This window comes from Fervidicoccaceae archaeon, assembly GCA_038878695.1.
Classification (GTDB): domain Archaea; phylum Thermoproteota; class Thermoprotei_A; order Sulfolobales; family Fervidicoccaceae; genus JAVZVD01.
Genome location: JAVZVD010000001.1, coordinates 461,784 through 479,531 on the forward strand (window position 1 = coordinate 461,784; position 17,748 = coordinate 479,531).

At 54.3% G+C, this 17,748-nt stretch carries 18 protein-coding genes; 12 read left to right on the plus strand and 6 right to left on the minus strand.

The window, feature by feature from the left end; genetic code table 11:
* Window positions 1–21 precede the first annotated feature (21 nt).
* The 4 genes from QXU97_02595 to QXU97_02610 form a co-directional block, all read right to left on the minus strand.
* Entirely contained in the window at window positions 22–645 is a 624-nt protein-coding gene (locus tag QXU97_02595) for a hypothetical protein (GenBank protein MEM4035489.1), read from the minus strand.
* Window positions 642–2,549, minus strand: a complete 1,908-nt coding sequence (locus QXU97_02600) for a S16 family serine protease (protein MEM4035490.1) — start codon at window positions 2,547–2,549, stop codon at window positions 642–644. Before QXU97_02600 ends, QXU97_02595 begins: the two co-directional genes overlap by 4 nt.
* A 119-nt stretch (window positions 2,550–2,668) precedes the next feature.
* Window positions 2,669–3,880, minus strand: a complete 1,212-nt coding sequence (locus tag QXU97_02605) for a hypothetical protein (protein MEM4035491.1) — start codon at window positions 3,878–3,880, stop codon at window positions 2,669–2,671.
* Between the two features lie 103 nt (window positions 3,881–3,983).
* On the minus strand, window positions 3,984–4,247 hold the full coding sequence (locus QXU97_02610; GenBank protein ID MEM4035492.1) for a hypothetical protein: 264 nt from the start codon (window positions 4,245–4,247) through the stop codon (window positions 3,984–3,986).
* A gap of 162 nt (window positions 4,248–4,409) precedes the next feature.
* Here QXU97_02610 and QXU97_02615 point away from each other — a divergent pair, with 162 nt between their 5' ends.
* From QXU97_02615 to QXU97_02630, 4 genes are all read left to right on the plus strand, one after another.
* Window positions 4,410–6,218 carry an ABC transporter substrate-binding protein gene (locus QXU97_02615; GenBank protein MEM4035493.1) on the plus strand — a complete coding sequence of 603 codons (1,809 nt, stop codon included), beginning with the start codon at window positions 4,410–4,412 and terminating at the stop codon, window positions 6,216–6,218.
* A 6-nt stretch (window positions 6,219–6,224) separates the two neighbouring features.
* Window positions 6,225–7,199, plus strand: coding sequence for an ABC transporter permease (locus tag QXU97_02620; protein MEM4035494.1), 975 nt, complete (start codon window positions 6,225–6,227; stop codon window positions 7,197–7,199).
* Window positions 7,199–8,038: an ABC transporter permease gene (locus QXU97_02625; GenBank protein ID MEM4035495.1), complete on the plus strand. Its 840-nt coding sequence runs from the start codon at window positions 7,199–7,201 to the stop codon at window positions 8,036–8,038. Before QXU97_02620 ends, QXU97_02625 begins: the two co-directional genes overlap by 1 nt.
* A gap of 119 nt (window positions 8,039–8,157) precedes the next feature.
* Window positions 8,158–8,955, plus strand: a complete 798-nt coding sequence (locus tag QXU97_02630; GenBank protein MEM4035496.1) for a hypothetical protein — start codon at window positions 8,158–8,160, stop codon at window positions 8,953–8,955.
* Here the strand turns inward: QXU97_02630 and QXU97_02635 are convergent.
* Entirely contained in the window at window positions 8,930–9,745 is an 816-nt protein-coding gene (locus QXU97_02635) for an SAM-dependent chlorinase/fluorinase (protein ID MEM4035497.1), read from the minus strand. The two genes, QXU97_02630 and QXU97_02635, sit on opposite strands and share 26 nt — an antisense overlap.
* A 353-nt stretch (window positions 9,746–10,098) precedes the next feature.
* On the opposite strand from QXU97_02635, the gene QXU97_02640 reads away from it, so the two are divergent.
* Window positions 10,099–10,956, plus strand: a complete 858-nt coding sequence (locus QXU97_02640) for a winged helix-turn-helix transcriptional regulator (protein ID MEM4035498.1) — start codon at window positions 10,099–10,101, stop codon at window positions 10,954–10,956.
* A gap of 5 nt (window positions 10,957–10,961) precedes the next feature.
* On the opposite strand, the gene QXU97_02645 is transcribed toward QXU97_02640, so the two are convergent.
* Window positions 10,962–11,336, minus strand: a complete 375-nt coding sequence (locus QXU97_02645) for a hypothetical protein (protein ID MEM4035499.1) — start codon at window positions 11,334–11,336, stop codon at window positions 10,962–10,964.
* 181 nt (window positions 11,337–11,517) lie between these two features.
* Between QXU97_02645 and QXU97_02650 the strand changes: the two genes are divergently transcribed.
* The 7 genes from QXU97_02650 to QXU97_02680 are packed head-to-tail and all read left to right on the plus strand — an operon-like array spanning window position 11,518 to window position 16,799.
* Window positions 11,518–12,171: an archaellin/type IV pilin N-terminal domain-containing protein gene (locus QXU97_02650; protein MEM4035500.1), complete on the plus strand. Its 654-nt coding sequence runs from the start codon at window positions 11,518–11,520 to the stop codon at window positions 12,169–12,171.
* Between the two features lie 46 nt (window positions 12,172–12,217).
* Window positions 12,218–12,493: a hypothetical protein gene (locus tag QXU97_02655; protein MEM4035501.1), complete on the plus strand. Its 276-nt coding sequence runs from the start codon at window positions 12,218–12,220 to the stop codon at window positions 12,491–12,493.
* Window positions 12,483–13,313, plus strand: coding sequence for a hypothetical protein (locus QXU97_02660; GenBank protein MEM4035502.1), 831 nt, complete (start codon window positions 12,483–12,485; stop codon window positions 13,311–13,313). Before QXU97_02655 ends, QXU97_02660 begins: the two co-directional genes overlap by 11 nt.
* 30 nt (window positions 13,314–13,343) lie before the next feature.
* Window positions 13,344–13,808 carry a hypothetical protein gene (locus QXU97_02665; protein MEM4035503.1) on the plus strand — a complete coding sequence of 155 codons (465 nt, stop codon included), beginning with the start codon at window positions 13,344–13,346 and terminating at the stop codon, window positions 13,806–13,808.
* A gap of 10 nt (window positions 13,809–13,818) precedes the next feature.
* The gene (locus QXU97_02670) at window positions 13,819–14,367 is read left to right on the plus strand and encodes a hypothetical protein (GenBank protein ID MEM4035504.1); all 549 of its coding nucleotides are present in this window, start codon (window positions 13,819–13,821) and stop codon (window positions 14,365–14,367) included.
* A complete protein-coding gene (locus tag QXU97_02675) occupies window positions 14,357–15,070 on the plus strand; it encodes an ATPase domain-containing protein (protein ID MEM4035505.1) in 714 nt (237 codons plus the stop codon). Before QXU97_02670 ends, QXU97_02675 begins: the two co-directional genes overlap by 11 nt.
* Before the next feature lie 16 nt (window positions 15,071–15,086).
* Complete coding sequence (locus QXU97_02680; protein MEM4035506.1) at window positions 15,087–16,799, plus strand: type II/IV secretion system ATPase subunit; 1,713 nt, start codon at window positions 15,087–15,089, stop codon at window positions 16,797–16,799.
* Window positions 16,800–17,748 lie beyond the last annotated feature (949 nt).

Here is a 17,748-nt window from a genome sequence, read left to right on the forward strand (position 1 = left end):
GGCTTGCTCGTATTTTCCGCCTCACTCCTCGGTTTCCCTTCTCATCTCGCTCGATAGGGATAGAGCCCCGAGGACGCTGCTCTTAATAGCGAAGCTACCGATGACCACGTGGACTGCTTTTCTTTTCCTCTCGATGGAGTACAACGCGAGGACTCGCCTGAAAGACTGCGGGGACCTCTCGTCGATCAGACCGGTCTCCTCGAGCAGCTCTAACAGGATGGACGATTTAATTCCACTCGCTAGGCTCGCGCCGAGTCTCTCGACGTCTCCAATCACCCACCTCGCCGGGGAAAGCAGATGAGAGAGGGCCCATCTATTGGCGCTGAAGCTTTCGAGGCGGCGCCTCTCTCTTAGCTCAATCGCCGCTCTCAAAGCGTAGTCGACGCACTCTTCTAGCTCGTGTTGGGAGCACTCTCCCTCAAGCAGAGCCGCATCGATGGGAGGCCTCTCGGTTAAGCTGGGCTCTAAGGGGAGGCGTATTATAGAAAGCACCCTAGCCAACTTAGGCTCACGTGCCCTCGAAGTAAGGGAGCAATCTAATAGGAACCAAGCCCCTTTGCTCTTGAAGAGACCGGCGTGGGCCCACGCGAGCTCTCCCTCTCGCGGCACGGCGCTCGGGTCCACGGCTACATACAACCGGCTCAAGTCCGAGACCTCTCGATCAAGGCCAAGAGACCTAAGACCGCGGCTATTAAAACGAGCATTGAGAGTGTGACGTACGCGACGGAGAGACTCGGTTGGCTAACTGACTCGGACTGCGGGCTTCTCGTTAGGATCTCCGCGCTTACGCTGAGCCCGTCTCGTTGCGTTTGCGAGAGCACGCCGCTCGTCATCAGTATTAAGAGCGCTCTCTCATAGTACATGATAGCTCCGCCTAAATCGCCCCGCGCCTCTCTCGAGCTCCCCATTTGGAAGTAGAGCTTGGCCGAGAGGGGCTCCCGTCCCCCCGATCTCGTCGTCGCCAGAGATATCTGCGCCTTGAGAGGAGCGACGAGAGAGCCCAGGTCGAGCGCGTAAATCTCGTGCAACGAGAGAGTAGAATCTAGGACTACTTCCAGGCTCAAGGCCATGGCGGCGACGACGTCGCCCGCCTCGAAGGAGGCGACAGCCTCGCTCAGCCTCTCTTCTAGTTCGTCTATGCTCGGGAAGCTCCCCCCAGAGGCCTGTAGGGACTCTAGGTAGCTGACGCAGGTCTTGGCGTAGCTAAGGAGCCAAGCGGTAAGTCTGTCGAAGTAAGCGACCGGGAAGGACTCCTCTCGCTCTATGTCGGCCAGCTCGAGCCAGAAGCCGGCAGATTTCATCCTGGCATCGGCATAGGACGCGTAATAGACGGCTTCGATAGGGCTTGTCGAGATAAGCGAAGAGGCCTTGCTAAGGCTATCGGACGCGTCCACGAGTCTAGCGTAGACTTCCTGGAGGCAGAAGAACTCGTCGACCGACATGGAGCCGACGCGAGTCCTAACCGAGTAGAGCTCTCGGTAGCGCTCTAAAGAGGAGCGCAGCCTCTCGATGTAGCTCGATGCGAAGCCCCGCACGTCGCCGGACTCATATGCAGCAAGAGTATTCTCGGCGGCGAGAGAAGTATAGAAAGAAACGAACGCGTACGAGAGCGCCGGGTAATATAGCTCGGAGTCCCAAAGTTTCTCGGACTCATTGAGGAAGCTCTCGGACGAGCTCAACAAGTCCTCGAGGTACGAGCGCAAGCTCTCGTTCTTCGCGACTCGAATCGCCTCGCTCGATGCACGAGAGAGCGCGCCTCTGGCCTGCTCGGAGAGCAGCGCATAGTATTTCTCCAATAGCCTCTCTTCGTCTCCCCTAAGGGAAGGCCTCCACGTGCTCCCGTTTAGCGTCAGATCCAAGCCGGTGAAGTATCGCAGAGCGTCGGCCAGAGTGGCCACCTCGACGACGACCGCGCCGCGTGACGCCGCGATCTGCGAAACATTCACGAGAGTGGTCGTTGGAACGATCACGGTTCGACGACCCACGCGCTCCTCGACGTAAGTCGTCTTATTGTAGAGCGACTGCCCCATCGGCACTAAGATGAGCTTGTAGCCAGCCTCGAGGGCCGCGGCGACTTTCTCCGGCACTCCTCCCACGGGTCCAACGAGTCCATCCGGGAATATCATTCCGGTGGCGACCACGCCCGGTCTGATGGTCGAGTTGGTGAGAGCAGAGAAGATGGCCACGCTCATGGGGAGGCCGGCCGAGGGACCCCCTATGATCGGAGAATCGGCCCTAACCGCGACGAGGTAGTCGAACGAGAAGAGGTCAACTCCGGCCAGATAAGCGGCCACGAAGGCGGCCGCTCTCGCCGAAGCCTGAAGATCTACGTCGCTGAGCGGCTCGGTCGCCACGTAGACCGTCCCGGATCCAGGTCGCAGGACCCTCACGTCCACTCTGCTGACCGAGCCCACGAGAGTGTTGTTCGCCGTCTGAGAGACAGCCAGCGCGGGAACCGAGGCCGAGCCCACCGGGCTCGAGCAGTCGCCGAGCAAGGCCCCGAGCGCGAGTAAGACGAGAAGAGTCGCCGACAAAGTTGACCAACGCAAGGGGGCTCATCTCGCTCGCGAACGCGATCGAGCGCGAGCTCCGGCGCTCGCCTCACGCCCTCTCGCAGCTCGCCTCGTCTACTCATAAAACTTACTTCTCGTGCTCAACGCGGGGGAAATCAGGCTCTGTTCCGAGAGAATAAGGCGGCCTTGAGTGCCGAGAGCGCCGCAACCGCGACGGCTATTCCGAGGAGCCCGACTTCGTTAAAGACGTAACCGGAGGCGAGAGAGCCTAGGAAGTTCGTCGACTCAGCCACGACCACGTAGAGGCTGCTCTTGTAACCGGACGTGTTGTCGAGAAAGGACGCGTAGAGGGCCGCGTCTGCGAGGCCGTTGAGCATGTAGATGGCCGCTAGCGCTAGCGAGAGCGCGAGCACATCGCCTTCGCGGGCTCCGTAGAGGAGGAGAAGAGAAAACGCGCTAGCTCGAGCGATCGCCAGGAGCGAGAGGCTCCCGGCTGAGATGACAGGGAAGATCAGCATGAGGAGAGACGCGGCGAGCTTGGCGCAGCCGTATATCAGCGCGACCTCGTTTGCTTCTAGCCGAGCTGGGCCCAGGAGCACGTAAGGGAGCGGGGTCAGTGCGAGCTCGCTCGACAGTCGGAGGGCCACCAGGCCGATCAGTATGCTCCACAAGGACGCGCCTCTCGCTAGCATCCGAGAAGCCTTCCTCAGCCGATCGGGGAAGGGACTCGACGGGCTCGAGGAGAAGAGGCTCAAGAGCTCAACGAATTTCGCTCTGCTCTCGAGGGACCTCAGGGACCTCTCTATAGAGTAGACTTTCCTCTGTAGTGGGATGACCACTTCGGGGAAAAGCAGGATCGCGAGGAAGTCGATTAGCAGCGCGGCGAGCGCGAGTGGTCCGCAGAGCGTCAACGCTTCTACGTTGGTCGAGAGAATCCTCGATATGAGCAGGAGGCAGGCTCCCTCCAAGAGGATCGCCAACGAGAGGAATCTCTTCACGGAACTGGCCCAGCTCGGACCGAGGTCGACCTCGGTCAGCGCCGAGGTGACCGACGGCCTCACCAATGACGCAGCCACGGCATGTAGACAGTAGGACGCCGCGAGGCCCGTCAAGCTTCTCGAGAGGAAGAGCAGCGCTAAGCTGGAGTTGAAGGTCATCGCGGAGACCAGCATGGCGCTCCTTGGGCTATCGAGGTCAGCCACTCTACCAACGGTTCTAACAGAGACGACGAAGGCCAGCGTCCACGCGGCATTGAGTAGCCCCAACTCAATGGCTGTGACCTCGTAGGAGTCCACGGCTATTAGGTTAAACAGCACGTCCGCGACGCTCACTAGGGCTGCATGTAGAGCCGCTAGGATAAGCCACAAGGAGGCCCCCTCGCAACGGAGCGAATAGCACGCTGAGAGGGCGAACGATTAATAAAGAGGGGGCCGAGAACCCTCGGCCGAGTCAACCGAGACGGTTGCGCTGTTACGTCGTTTTAGCCGCGCAGAGGAGCTCTCTCAAGTCCTCGAGGTCGCCCGGGGTCAGAGGAACCATGTAGACGTCGGCGAGGCCTACCAAAGCGAAGAACGCGATCTCGCGATCTAAGCGCCCGCTCTCGAGCTCTCGGAGCAGGGCGTCCACCTTGACTAGGACATCCTTTTGCTTCGCCCTGATCTCGAATGATTTAGTGCGCCTGATCGCCTCCTCGAAGATCTTCTTAATGGCGACTCCCTTCTCTTGCCACGTCATCGAATGCGCCTCCGCGCCGGCGCGCGTGGATCACTTCTGCTGAGTATGGCGTTGACCGGCTTAAAAGCGAGGCGCTCTACGCGCTTCACGCGTAGATTAAGTTTTTAAGCTGTTTCAGTAAATGCTGTGCAAACTATAGATTGATTTGATACGGTGGGAGATTTGGCCCTCGAGCGCGTCGCCGCTCTCCTTCTCTTAATAGCGCTTCTAGTGCCGACTGCGAGCGAGATAGTCGAAGCGCAGGTGAGGAGAGACGGCACGCCAGGCGGCGTGTTGATACAGGCTATAGTGGGCGACCCGCCCCACCTCAACGTGGGGATAACGACGAGCGTCGCAGCTCTGATATGTAGCGCGGGGATCTTCGAGTCGCTGCTGAGATTCGACGAGCAATTCAATCCGTACCCAGGTCTCGCCGAGCGATGGGAGATATCTCCCGACGGGAAAGAGTTCACGTTCTACTTGGTAAAGAACGCCACCTGGCACGACGGCACACCCTTCACGGCTCAAGACGTCAAGTTCACTTTCGAGAGAGTGCTCGCCAGATATCACCCGAGAGAGAGGGAGGTGCTCAGAACCCTCGATAGGGTCGAAGTCTTGGACAATTACACGGTCAAGTTCCTCTTCAAGGAGCCCAACGCGGTTTTCCTCTACACGCTCAATGTGCACAACGCGCCGATCCTGCCAAAGCATCTACTGGAGCCCTACGCGGACAATATGACGGCCGCTCCGTTCAATTCCAAGCCGGTGGGCACAGGGCCCTTCAGATTCGTCGAGTGGAGAAAGGGAGAATACGTGAGGCTCGAGAGGAACCCCAACTACTATCTACCGGGCCTGCCGTATCTGGACGGCATCGTGACCAGGATCTTCAGAGACGCCGTGTCGGCCGTCCTCGCTCTCGAGAAAGGCGAGGTGGACTACATAACAGGTTACTACATGCCGCTGAGCGAGGCCAAGAGGCTCCAGGGCTCTAAGGACATAGTGCTCACCGATAGGGGCACAACCATTACTTCACCGATCTTCCTGATGTTCTACAATATTCACAAGGCGCCTCTCAACAATCTAGAGTTCAGGAAGGCCGTGGCATATGCCATAAATAGGCAGGAGATACTAGACAAAGTGTTCTTTGGGTTCGGGAGAGTAGCGACCGGACCCATACCGAGCTCCAGCTGGGCATACACCGGCGACGTGGAGAAGTACGAGTTCAATCCCGAGAAAGCGAAGCAGATCCTCGACTCTCTGGGCTTCAGAGATATTGATAACGACGGATTCAGGGAGTTCCCCAACGGTACTAAACTCGTCTTGACGTTCCCCTATAACTCGGGCGTCGCGATTCACGAGAGGACGGCGCAGCTCGTGGCGGACATGCTGAGGAACGTCGGCATAAAGGTTGAGCTCAAAGCCTACGACGAGGCCACGCTGACAACTACTGTTTACTCGAGACGCGAATTCGACTTAGCGGTCGAGAGATTTTCAACCGGCCCCGACCCCGTGGTCGGAATAGGCAGGCTGTTCCTCAGCACCTACGCCTTCTCCGGAGTGCCCTTCAGCAACTCGGCTGTCAGCTACAACAACAGCGAAGTCGACAAGCTGTTGACCGAGGCCTCCAGGGTGGTCGATAGGACCATCAGGAAGCAGCTCTTCGAGGAGTTCCAACGCATAGTCGCGAGGGATCTACCTTATCTACCGCTGGTTGAGGTGAGCGACGTGGCCGCGATCAGGAGCAACGTGAGAAACTTACACGCTTGGAGCGCGGAGTCCAGAGTCGAGAGGGTCGACGTGTGGATCGCTAAGATCGCCCCCGCTCCGACGCCTACACCGACGCCCACACCCGCATCAACGCCCACCCCCACGACCCCCAAGCCTACTCCCACGCCCACGGGACCCAGTACCGGAGTGATTGTTGCGATCGCTGCGGCGGTCGCGATCGCTGTAGTAGCCGCTTATGCTATCACGAAGAGTAAGAGGAAGTAGCCTAGAATGATAAGATACGTCGCGAGCAGGCTTATTCAGGGCCTCATCACGGTTTTCATCGCGGTCCTCATAATTTTTTCCGTGGTTAATCTAGCACCCGGAGACCCCATATTATTCCTTGTAGGCGGCGGAGAGCCTCCACCGCCAGACGTAGTAGCCCAACTTAGACGAGAGTACGGACTAGATAGACCCCTCATCGAGAGATTGGGCATCTACGCGTCCAAGCTCTTGCGCCTGGACCTCGGCCACTCCTATATCTATCAAATTAGCGTGGCCGAGATGGTATTGGCAAGGCTCAAGGCTACGGCTCTCTTGGCTATCCCTGCCTACGTCCTCTCGACTCTCTTCGGCGTGGCGTTGGCCGTTGTAGCTACGAGAAGACCGGGCACCCTCCTCGATAAACTGATCAACGGCTCTTCCACGGTTCTCTTCTCGCTGCCCACGTTCTGGGTCGGGGAGGTCCTAGTGCTGGTCTTCGCCGTGAAGCTCGACCTCCTGCCGGCCAGCGGCCTCACCGATCCCAAGACTCCCCCAGGCTTGTGGAACTACCTGACCGACGTGGCGAGGCACATCGTGCTCCCGCTCGCCACGCTGACTCTCGTGTACCTAGGACTGATGACCAGAGTCGCGAGGTCGCTGATCCTGGAGGTCATGCAGGAGGACTTTGTCATGATGGCGAGAGCGGTTGGATACGACGAGAGGACTCTCGTGACTAGGTACGCCCTCCGCGTGGCGATACTCCCCGTCATAACCATGGCCAACTACAACCTGGCGTTCCTCCTCTCGGGCAGCATACTGGTCGAGACGGTTTTCAGCTGGCCCGGCATAGGGACTCTCCTCTACGATTCGATACTCAAGAGAGATTATCCGATGATCTCTGGGATATTCTACGCCACCATACTGTTCTCTGTACTGATCAATCTTGTCACGGACCTCGTCTACGCGCTCCTCGATCCAAGAGTCAGGCTCGCGAGAAGGTGATGCCGTTGCCGAGCAGAGTCCCGCTCGGCGCGATATTCGCCACGGGCTCCTCGAGACTGGCTTTGTCTCTCGTACTCGCGATGGTGATTCTGGCGCTAGGTGCCGACTACATTGCGCCCTACGATCCCCTGAGCGCGATTTTCCCGCCATTCTTACCGCCCTGTCGCGAGCACCCCTTCGGGACCGACGACCTAGGTCGCGACGTTTTCAGTAGAACTATACACGGGACCAGAGTGTCCCTCCTAGTGGGCTTCACCTCGGCAGTCATGGCGATAGCCATAGGCCTGCTCGTGGGCCTGCTCTCCGGCTACTTCGGGGGGCCGATCGATGGCATCCTCATGAGGATCACCGATACCTTTCAGGTAATACCGAGATTAGTACTGGCCACGGTCATGGTGGCGTTCTTCGGAGCGAGCATATGGAACGTGATATTCGTGCTCGGCATACTCAGCTGGCCTCGGACCGCCAGAACAGTCAGATCCCTCGTGTTGACAATCAAAGAGCAGGCGTTCGTTGAGGCCGCCCGCGCCATTGGCCTCAGGGACTTCGATATAATATTTAGGCACGTGGTCCCCAACGTGGCCTCGACCGTTGCGGTACTGGTCGGCTACGAGATGGCCTCTGCCATACTCATCGAGGCCGGACTGAGCTTTCTGGGCCTCGGCGATCCGAATCTCGTCAGTTGGGGCAAGATAATACACGAGGGGCAGAAGTACTTCAGGCTCGGATGGTGGATGCCCCTCTTCCCCGGCCTCTTCTTATCAATGCTGGTAGTCTCGGTGAACGCCGTCGCCGACTCTCTCAGCTTCTACCTCAACCCGAAGCTGAGGCCCAGATAGCCCGGGCCCGGCTCATGGGGATAGGGGGCTACTGCGGCGAAGTCCTCGAGAAGCGCTGGCTAGGTCTGCTATTCTTATAAACGTTAACAATGTTATCGAGGCCGAGGTCGCGTCAAGTCATGAGCTCGAGGCGCGGAGATCGGAGGGAGATAGAGCTGGTGGTGCACCCAACCTGCAAGTCCAGTCGAGTTTTGCTACTCGAAGCGGAGAGGGCGGGCCTATTAGAAAAGATAGAGGTTCGGGTCGCTCTAAGGGCCGAGGACTTCATCTCCTCTAGAGCTCTGAGCGTTCCCTGGCTCCTCCTGCGAGGGGAACCGGCCGCGGCCGATCCGATGGGCCTCGAGGAGCTCTCCGCCGCGGTGAGCGGAGAGCCCCTGAGCCTCGAGAGGGACCCCCTCGAGGCTCTCATCGAGACTGTGGTCCACAGCTCCTTCATCTCGGCTCAGGTCGTGCTGAGGGGATCGCTCGAGCCCGCCATCAACAGCGACCTAGTCGCGGCAGCCGTGAGGGCCCCTCTCACTGGCATCAGCCCCGTCGAAGTTCTCGAGGAGCTGAGCAGGCGCGAGAGAGCCCTCTACGAGGAGCACCTAGAGAAGTTGACCAGAGCCCTCGCCGTCTCGTTCGTGAGAGAGACCTGGTGGGCTTCCGACGGCTCCCTTACGAGCGAGGCCCTTAGGAGGATCGCCGACCCGCTAGTTGTTGGGGCGTGGCTCATCGGTAAGGCCGGCATAGGCAGGGTCGGCCTCCCCAGCCTTCCTCGGCCTCCTAAACGCGAGCTCGAAATGATCATAGAGTTTATTGAGAGGAACGCCTCGGGGCTTATCTCCAGGGTCGAGCGCGAGCAGCTGGAGACCCTAGGCGATGAGCACTACCGGGACCTGTTGAACTCTCTCATGGCGCGGGCTCAATCGAGATGAGATCGCCGACTCTCACGCCTAGGACTTCGGCCGCGTTTCCCAAATTCACGGCGACCTCGGCGAATCCCAGGCTATTCTCGTAGAGCACGGCCTCGCCGCGCTCGGCCAGGCTAAAGACCGGCAAACAACGCGCCACGACGACTCTCTCGCCCGCCGAGATCGTCAACCTCTCGCGCCTCTCGCAGATGCGCTCAACGCATTCTGCTCCGAGGCTCAACGCCACGTTACCGAATCTATCTACGTAGATAGCTCTGGCGACCGCTGGCAGATCCTTCGGGCAGGGGTCTTTGAGTCTCAGCTCCACGATATCTCTCGGGCTGACGATTCTCCCCACGTCTTGGATCGGTCTGCCCAGAGCCAAGTGAACCGCCACCGGCGCGAATACGTCGCGACCGTGGAAGCTCCTCGATACGGGCCTCAGGAGCAGGACCTCGTTAGTGATCTCCCTTAACTCGATAACGCGGTCCTCAACGATAGACGGATAGAGCAGGCCGTTGTCCGGCCCTACGAAGAAGTAGCGCTCAGTCTCAACGGCGAGAGCCCTCCTCGTCGAGCCGACTCCGGGATCCACCACAGCCAGAAAGACCGTGCCCGGCGGGAAGTATCGATAGCTCGAGTATAGGACGTAAGCTCCGGAGATCACGTCGAACGCTCCAACGTCGTGCGTGAGATCGAGGACTCTGACGCGCCCCGCTCCCAAGCTCTCGACGACGCCTCTCAATATGCCGGCATAGGGGTCCGACCATCCGTAATCGGTCAGCAGAGCTACAAGGCCGCAGGCCCTCGCCAAGCCTCCTACCTCTCTTCTGATTCGCGCTCAGCCGGGAAGCCCGGCCCCGGCCTTCTCGGCCAGAATTATTGTCTTCTCCCCGTCGAGTTTAATGAGTCTCCCCTCGGTGCAACGGGCCGCGTCTGTCTCCTCATGACAACATAGTAGAGGCCGCGAACGGGCGCGCTTCGAGAGCTCGATCTCATTTAGCGGTCCGGTCAAGCATGGTAAATCGAGAGCTCTGCGCTCTTCGAGACCCCACGGCACCCCGGAAGCCAAGCGAAGGTCCACCATTGTGGTTCATTAATTTAAATGAACGCACGCGCCCGCCTGTTTTTAATTCAATCGCTTAATAGTACGCTAAGGGACCTATTTTGAGCGATGATATATACAACAGTATAAACGTGTTCAGGAATAAGCTGACCCTCTTAAAGCACTTGGACAGCGTTATCGATTTCTCAAGAGCCACCAGTCAATTGGAGCTAATCGTGTATCTCTATAGCGTCAGGAAACCGATCAGCATAGACGAGTTGGCCTCGGCGCTCGGCTACTCCAAGAAAGCTGTACTCGACTCGCTGAGAAAACTCGAGAAGAAGGGTCTTCTGCTCAAGGAAAAACAATCTGACGAATTGAAGGTATCATTGAGCGAGAGGGGAGCGGAGTTTGTGACGAGAATGATCAAGTTGCTGAAACCAACGTCGATCCCCGGCGAGGCGACGCTACCCGTACCAGTCAGATTAAACCTAGCCAGGGAGATCGTGGCGAGCGTAAATCTTTACAGACTCATAGTCTACGTGGGGCTCGTCAAAGAGGATAAACCGGTCTCGGTTAAGAAAGTTGCCAAGATCCTCGGCGTCCCTAAAGAAGACCTCCGCGTGTTGCTCGACTCCTTCACTCAGGCTCCCATGAGATTATTTAAGCTTGTCAGAATAAACGGCGAGGATGTGTTGCTGATGGACAAACAAGGAGTAGAGATGCTCAGAAGAACTATTCATTACAGAATATATGTAACTAGTAGACTATATAGATATCTGGTAAGGTTAACTAATACTCCGTGGATCGCCGAGATGGCTCTAAAGATAAACACGGGAGCGGTGATCAGCGTGAGCGGGATCGCCGCTCTCTTAGGACTGACCAAGGCGCTGCCGCCGATCATGGCCGCGGCGCTGATCGTTCCGGCTCTCTCGTTAGCGTCGCTCAACGCCTACTTATATCGTCACAGAGCACTCTAACGCTCCTATCCTATTCCAAGCCTTCTCAATAACTCTACGAACTTCTCCCCGATCTCCTCGGCGCGCACCCTCTTATCCATGGCCAATAATATGAATCTCTCCCCTAGCAATAGCACCACGTACTTATACTTAAAGTGCTCTCCGTTTATCACCATGTACGTCAAAGGCTCGTTCGGTGCATAGAGTCTATTTGCGATATACTCGACCTCGTTATCCAGCTCCGGTGGCCAGTAGCCTATCACGCCTTCTCTGAATCCGGCTAGCACGACCTGTTTTACTAGTAAGCCGTCAACTAGCAGCGAGAGCTCCTCCGCGAGTATAGACGCGTGATCGCTTACGTTAACGGGGCTCCCAATGATCACCTCTCTCAACACCCTCATAGAATCCTATCGCCTGACTTTAAAAACAGGAGAGCCGGCACGCAGAGTCTCAGTCAGTTATTCGCCGTCTCGCCGAAGCCTTCTCGAAAGCATCGAGAAGGCGACACGCCGAGAACCGCGGTGGCGTTTTTTAAAAACGAGGCCCGTCAATCCCCCGGGCAGATGGGGGGGCGAGAGGGAATTGACCAAGACGAGGGGTATAGTCGGCATCGAGGCTGCCATAGTGCTGATAGCTTTCGTGATCGTGGCCTCTGCGCTAGCATTCGTTGCGCTCAACATGGGCATGTTCACGGCTCAGAGGAGCAAAGAAGTGATGGGGCAGGCGTTAAGCGAAGCCAGCAGTGCGCTGGAAGTGGACGGCTCAGTCTTCGCTTACGTTAACGAAACTGGAAAAGTCTCGGCAATATACGTCCCGCTAAAGATATCGCCGGGTCAACAAGCGGTCGACCTCTCGAAAGACAAGGTCGATGTTGTGGTCAGGCTTCCTAGCGGAACATTCGGGAAAGTAAACGGAGAAAATCCGAAAATTGTTAGTGGACCAGTTAATTACACCTACTTACATGTGCTTGTGAGTGAAGGCTTAAGCGATCAGAAAAAGATCAATGCAACATTCTTCTTCGTGCAGTCGTTACAGAACAACGAAGAAACGCCAGCGTCTAGGGTGCTGGAGCTCGGGGAGAAAGCTGTGCTGGTGATATCGCTTTACACCGATCTGGAGCTATCTCCCTACGAGAGATTCGTGATCGAGATAAGGCCTCTCGCCGGCGCTCCGCTGACCATCGAAAGGGTTATTCCGCCTACGCTGCCCCTCGGCGAAACCGTCAATCTAATTTAGAATTTTTCCCCACCTCCCCCATAATACACCTCGTGGTGGGATGGATGTGGGTTGGTGCGTCAAGAGATTGTCCGAGGGCCTCTTAGTAGTTGGGGTAGCGGGATTCGCGCTAGCAGTTGCGTGCATCTACCTATTCGTGACGCTCATAACGATCACGCTCGACCTAGAGCTCTTGGAATACTTAGCAGTAAACGTGCCTGTGGGGGCTCTCTTGATCTATTCGTCGTCTCGCTTCATTCACACAGGTCTAGAGTCTCTCCTACTGCTAGCGAGCATCAGGAGAGGGCGAGACCTCAGGGGGTTGAAGATATGTGCCCGATAGAGACTCGCTCGGAGACCTCTGGAGATGCAATTGTCAGTTTTGCAGGCTCTTCGCGCTCAGGCTGTTGCGACGCGTCGTTAAGCTCGAGTACGCTAGTGATGAGCGGGGCGATGAGGCGGTGTCGCAGAGTGAGGTAGACCTAGCTAAAGATTTGAGGGAATTGAAGACGACGGTAGAGGAGTTGAAAAGAGCTATGGTGGAGCTCAAAGCTGCTTTGGCCGATCTAACGGGACCTTTCAGTGCTTATAAGCCGTTGGAAGACGCCGAGAGATACTCCGCTGGGATGCAGGCAGCAGCCCCAGCTCAGCCCCAACTCGAGAGAGTTTCGATGCGATCGGAGAAGCCGAGCGAGGCGGCAACCATCGAGCCCGGGCACCCGGTCGAGAAACCGGGTGCGTTGGAGGAGAGAGGGCTGACACACGTATTGGCCGGCATAAGCGAGGTGCTACATAAGGAGAGAGCCAGGATAACGAGAACTGGTCTCGAGAGGGTGCTAAAAACGATCAAGACGCTATACGAGCTCAGGAGGTTGTACCCTAGGGCGAATATCGAAACGATAGTGAAGATGCTCGAGGAGATGAAGGTGCTGACGAGCGAGGAGGCGAACTTGTTGAAGACGGCCATGAATCTGGTCGAGGAGTCGCTCAGAGAGAACATCTCACACGAGGAGAACGTATTAATGATGTTCATGCTATTGAGGCAACTCGGCGTAAAGTCGGAGGAGCTAGAGGAAGAAGCGTTGAGAACCATGCTGGACTTGCTCACGTTCAAGAGGAGAAAACGGAGCAGCGACATAGCGACGAACGTAAACAGCGGTTGAAGAAAGCAGCAGCGATGAGGGCAAAAATGGATGGGCGAGTCCACGACGATAGCACACGCGTTGCTCACGATAGTGGCGGTCATTCTGGTCTCTCTCTTCGCGATGGCCGTCATGGGTCAGCTGAACTTATTGGTAAACTCGATGAACATAGCCGTAAAAAATAAAGCTGATACTTTTAGACTAAGTATTGATATAATATATGCGTATTATAATGGAACACATTTAGTGATCTATGTTAAGAATACTGGAGATATACCATACAATAAACTAGACTACATGGACATATTCGTGAGAGACTACAGCGGCAAGGTAGAATACTACGTGTCGGGTGCCAGCTACGTGGTGATCGTTGAGTACGGCGTTAGAACGGGGGTGCTTGAGCCCTCCGAGACGATTGAGCTAGTAATAGACACCGATGGTAGACAGTACACGCCGCCGATAGAGATCAAGCTGGCGCTAGTCAACGGCTACGCCACCTCATACGTTGTGAGTTAGGTGCGTTGTCATGCCGTCCGAGGTATTGCTGCCGGGTGTGGCAGTCGTGTTGACCATGATGTTAATAGCGTCGACGCTCGTGAGCGTGCTCATGTACTCTAGCACGTCGCTCCTCTCCTCAATGAGAGATCACGCGAACATAATGCTCAGGTCCAAGCTGAATAGGATATTAATAACGAATGCTGAAGCGATCGCGACTAATATCAACGAAAATACGAGCACGTATAGGATCGACTTCGTGATCTATATTTATAACGAAGGCTCGGAGCCCATATACGACATGAACAAGTGCGATCTCATGATTCAATATTATACGGTGAGCAACGGCGTAGAGGTCGTTCGACTAACGTACGGAGAAAACTGGCGCATTACTGAAGTCTTTTTGACAGATAATTACGCTATATCGTTTAATTCGAAGAACTCCATAGGACCCGGTGAGCTGGGCGTAATCGAAGGACACCTTGTGAGAGATAACATAGACATCAGTAAACCAATAAAAATGTTATTTACTTCGCACTACGGGTATACGGCCTCGAGGTGGGTCTCGCTTGGTCCTTGAGACAAGGGTGATAACCACAGGCAACAGCGAGCTCGACTCTAAGCTAGGTGGCGGTTTACCCGTCCCCTCCCTTCTGGTAGTAGAGGGAGGACACGGCTCTGGCAAGACCGTTTTGATCCAGCAGTTCATATATGGGGCTCTTCTCTCGGGGCTAAGGACCATAGTTATAACGACGGAGGCTTCCACGATAGGCTATATCAGACAAATGATCGGCGTGGGCTTCAACATTCTCGAAAAATACTTGAACGGCTCGCTGATCGTATACTCGTCCAGAATACCTCGCGTGAGATGGGTCGAATCTACTGGGAGAACTCTGCTCGAGCTAGTCCAAAGCCACGCGGTTAGAAGCATTGATAAATACGACATATACGTAGTTGACTCTTTCACGACACTTATTAAGGGGGCTAGCACGGACAACGTATCTAATTTCCTAACTATAATTAAGAAACTCGTTGACAAAGGTAAAACGTTCATGTTGAGTATTCACCCGGATGGCCTAGATAGGGAGATTTACCTGTTCCTAAGGGCAATAGCGGACGGTTACATGGAGCTCAAGAACGTTGAGATGGGTGGCAAATTGATGAAAGCTTTGAGCATCATAAAACTAAAGGGAGCCCCTACCTCCTACAATTCCATGGTAACTTTCGAAGTGGACCCGGCCTTTGGTATAAAACTCGTCCCGATGGCTCTGGCAAAAGTATAATTAGTAGGCGTTCGCCGTGCCCGGCCTGCCAGGGGTAAAGATACGGTCGGTCAGGCGGCGCGAAGCGAAAGAGATCGAGATTAGAGAGCCGGATTTCGGCGAAAGGCCCGAATACCTAGTTAGATACATCGAGGAGTTCAAGAGCAAATACGACGAAGAGCCTGTCCTCGTAGATAGACTCACTGGCGAAATGAAAACGTGGAAGAGATACAACATAGTGTATCCCATCGGCGGTGGCGTGTTCGTACACGTGACAAATATAGAGCGCGGAGCTCAGGGCTACGCGAAATACAATGTAGTCGAACCGCCGAGACCCCCCCCGCGCCTATTGAGCCTCATCGAGGAAGCGTTAGCGTACAAGATAAGACCGGAGCACGCCGTGGAATCGGCGGAGGGGCAGAAGAGAATACTCCTCGAGCTCCTCGATCAGATATTGGATCTGAGTGATAAGCCCGTGAATTATAACGAGATAAGATCTTATAATTACAAGATAAAGATTTACATTGGGGATGCAGATTATATCAAATATCACATGATAAGAGATAAAATAGGACTAGGTATATTAGAACCATTCATAAGGGATCCATATCTAGAGGATATATCTAGTAAAGGAGTTGGAAATATATATGTAGTTCATAAAATCTTCGGTTCTCTCGTGAGTAATGTTGGTTTTTCAAGTGAAGATGAATTAGATCTCTTTATTATCAAACTAAGTGAAAAAATAGGTAAACCCATATCGAGGGCCAGACCGATAGTCGACGCCACGCTGCCCGACGGAAGCAGAATAAACATCGTATATGGGAGAGACGTGAGCCTCCACGGGAGCAACTTCACCATAAGGAGAGTGGCCAAAGTCCCGATCAGCGTAACGCAGCTAATTAAATGGGGCACTTTCAACGAATACGCTGCCGCATACATGTGGATCATGTTGAGCGAGGGCATGAGCGCCTTCATATGCGGGGAGACGGCTAGCGGTAAGACTACCACCCTAAACGCGCTCGCAGCGTTCATCAGACCTAACTACAAGATAGTCTCCATAGAAGACACGGCGGAAGTCACGCTACCACACCCGAACTGGGTCAGGGAATTAACTAGAGATACAGGCAAAGCCGAGAGCAGCATCACAATGTTTGACTTGCTCAAAGCAGCATTGAGGCAGAGGCCTAATTACATTATAGTTGGCGAGATCAGAGGCGCGGAGGGCAATATAGCATTTCAAGCCATGCAGACCGGTCACCCTGTTTTATCTACATTTCACGCAGCCAACCTCGAGAGGCTCCTACAAAGGCTAACGAATGCTCCTATCGGAGTGCCAAAGACCAACCTAGATAATCTCAACATAGCGTGGTTCCAGTCCTCCGTATACGACAAGAGTGGGTTGCTGACACGTAGGATGATCTCGGTTTACGAGATAATAGGATACGACCCAAAGGCCGATTCGGTAGCCGCGATGCCGGTTTTCATATGGGACCCCGTATCGGATGTCCACAGGTTTTCGGGTCGAGGAGCCAGCTACTTGCTCGAGGAGAAGGTAGCAGTCATGCGCGGAATCTCACGTAAAGACATCAACGCGATCTACGAGGAATTGGACTTAAGAGCAAAATATATAAGGTTACTCATTGATAAAAACATTTTAGATTATTTTGATGTTTACAGGGCTATCATTAAAACATACGACCTAGGCCTCGAGGAGGCATTCAGAAGGCTCTCGAAAGGTGAATTACTATAGGTGAATTACTATAACTGTAAGAAAGTTATATGAAGGTCTGACCAATAGGTTGAAAAAGATACCAAATCTCTTTGTTAGGAGAATATATTTAATTTTAATAATGATAATCTTAAACATAATTATTCTGTCACTACTATTTATTTATTTCTCTTATCCAATTAATGTTATCTTAGGATCTGTGACAATTTTCAGCTCTGTTTTATTAATAATATATTATTCCGGTATTAAGAAGTTGGGAGCCACAATTCCTATATCAGACGATCTCATATTCATATTGGTTCATATGAGATGTCTCGTAACTGGCAATCCGACTATAGCTACACTTTTCCAAAAAATAGGCGAAACCAACTTCTATAAGAGGAAGTATAGAGAGTTGTACTTCAAAGTGTACACTCTGACCAGGAATTGGGGCTACAGTTTGCCCGAATCGTTGAAGCTGGTTTCGAGAGAGGCCCCGAGCAAGATAGAGGAGCAACTCCTTCAGAGACTTTCGGCTATAGTCAGCACCGGTGGAGACGTAAAGGAGCATTTGAGATTAGAGTATAACACACTATTTAGTGAGTATAAATCAGGATTTGGTAGAATGATCGACTCGCTCAGATTGGTGCTAGGAGTGTATACGACAGTAATTGGCTCACTTACATTCCTCATTACCATGTTACTAATGCTCGGCGTGCTATTCAGAGGTGGTTTAATGGGGTTCGTGTTAACGGCTCTGATGGGCATCGCGGCAGCTCTGCTATCTGTATCTACCTTGATGTATTTCATAATCCGTAGACCCTTATTTGAATATAAAAAGGCGCGCTCGACGTTAGTCAAGTCTATAAGTCTACTCGGTATTTTCGGTATAATTTCTTTCGCTATAATAATCTCATATTTAATTATGACTGGTAATATAACAGAGCTAGATACAACTTCCCTTTATTTGATACTTAGTGGTGTGATATTT

What these genes read in the sequence shown, in the direction of transcription:
- QXU97_02610 (MEM4035492.1), bottom strand. Translation starts at nt 4,247, where the DNA reads ATGACGTGGCAAGAGAAGGGAGTCGCCATTAAGAAGATCTTCGAGGAG.
- QXU97_02620 (MEM4035494.1), top strand. Translation starts at nt 6,225, where the DNA reads ATGATAAGATACGTCGCGAGCAGGCTTATTCAGGGCCTCATCACGGTT.
- QXU97_02625 (MEM4035495.1), top strand. Translation starts at nt 7,199, where the DNA reads ATGCCGTTGCCGAGCAGAGTCCCGCTCGGCGCGATATTCGCCACGGGC.
- QXU97_02630 (MEM4035496.1), top strand. Translation starts at nt 8,158, where the DNA reads ATGAGCTCGAGGCGCGGAGATCGGAGGGAGATAGAGCTGGTGGTGCAC.
- QXU97_02645 (MEM4035499.1), bottom strand. Translation starts at nt 11,336, where the DNA reads ATGAGGGTGTTGAGAGAGGTGATCATTGGGAGCCCCGTTAACGTAAGC.
- QXU97_02665 (MEM4035503.1), top strand. Translation starts at nt 13,344, where the DNA reads ATGGGCGAGTCCACGACGATAGCACACGCGTTGCTCACGATAGTGGCG.
- QXU97_02670 (MEM4035504.1), top strand. Translation starts at nt 13,819, where the DNA reads ATGCCGTCCGAGGTATTGCTGCCGGGTGTGGCAGTCGTGTTGACCATG.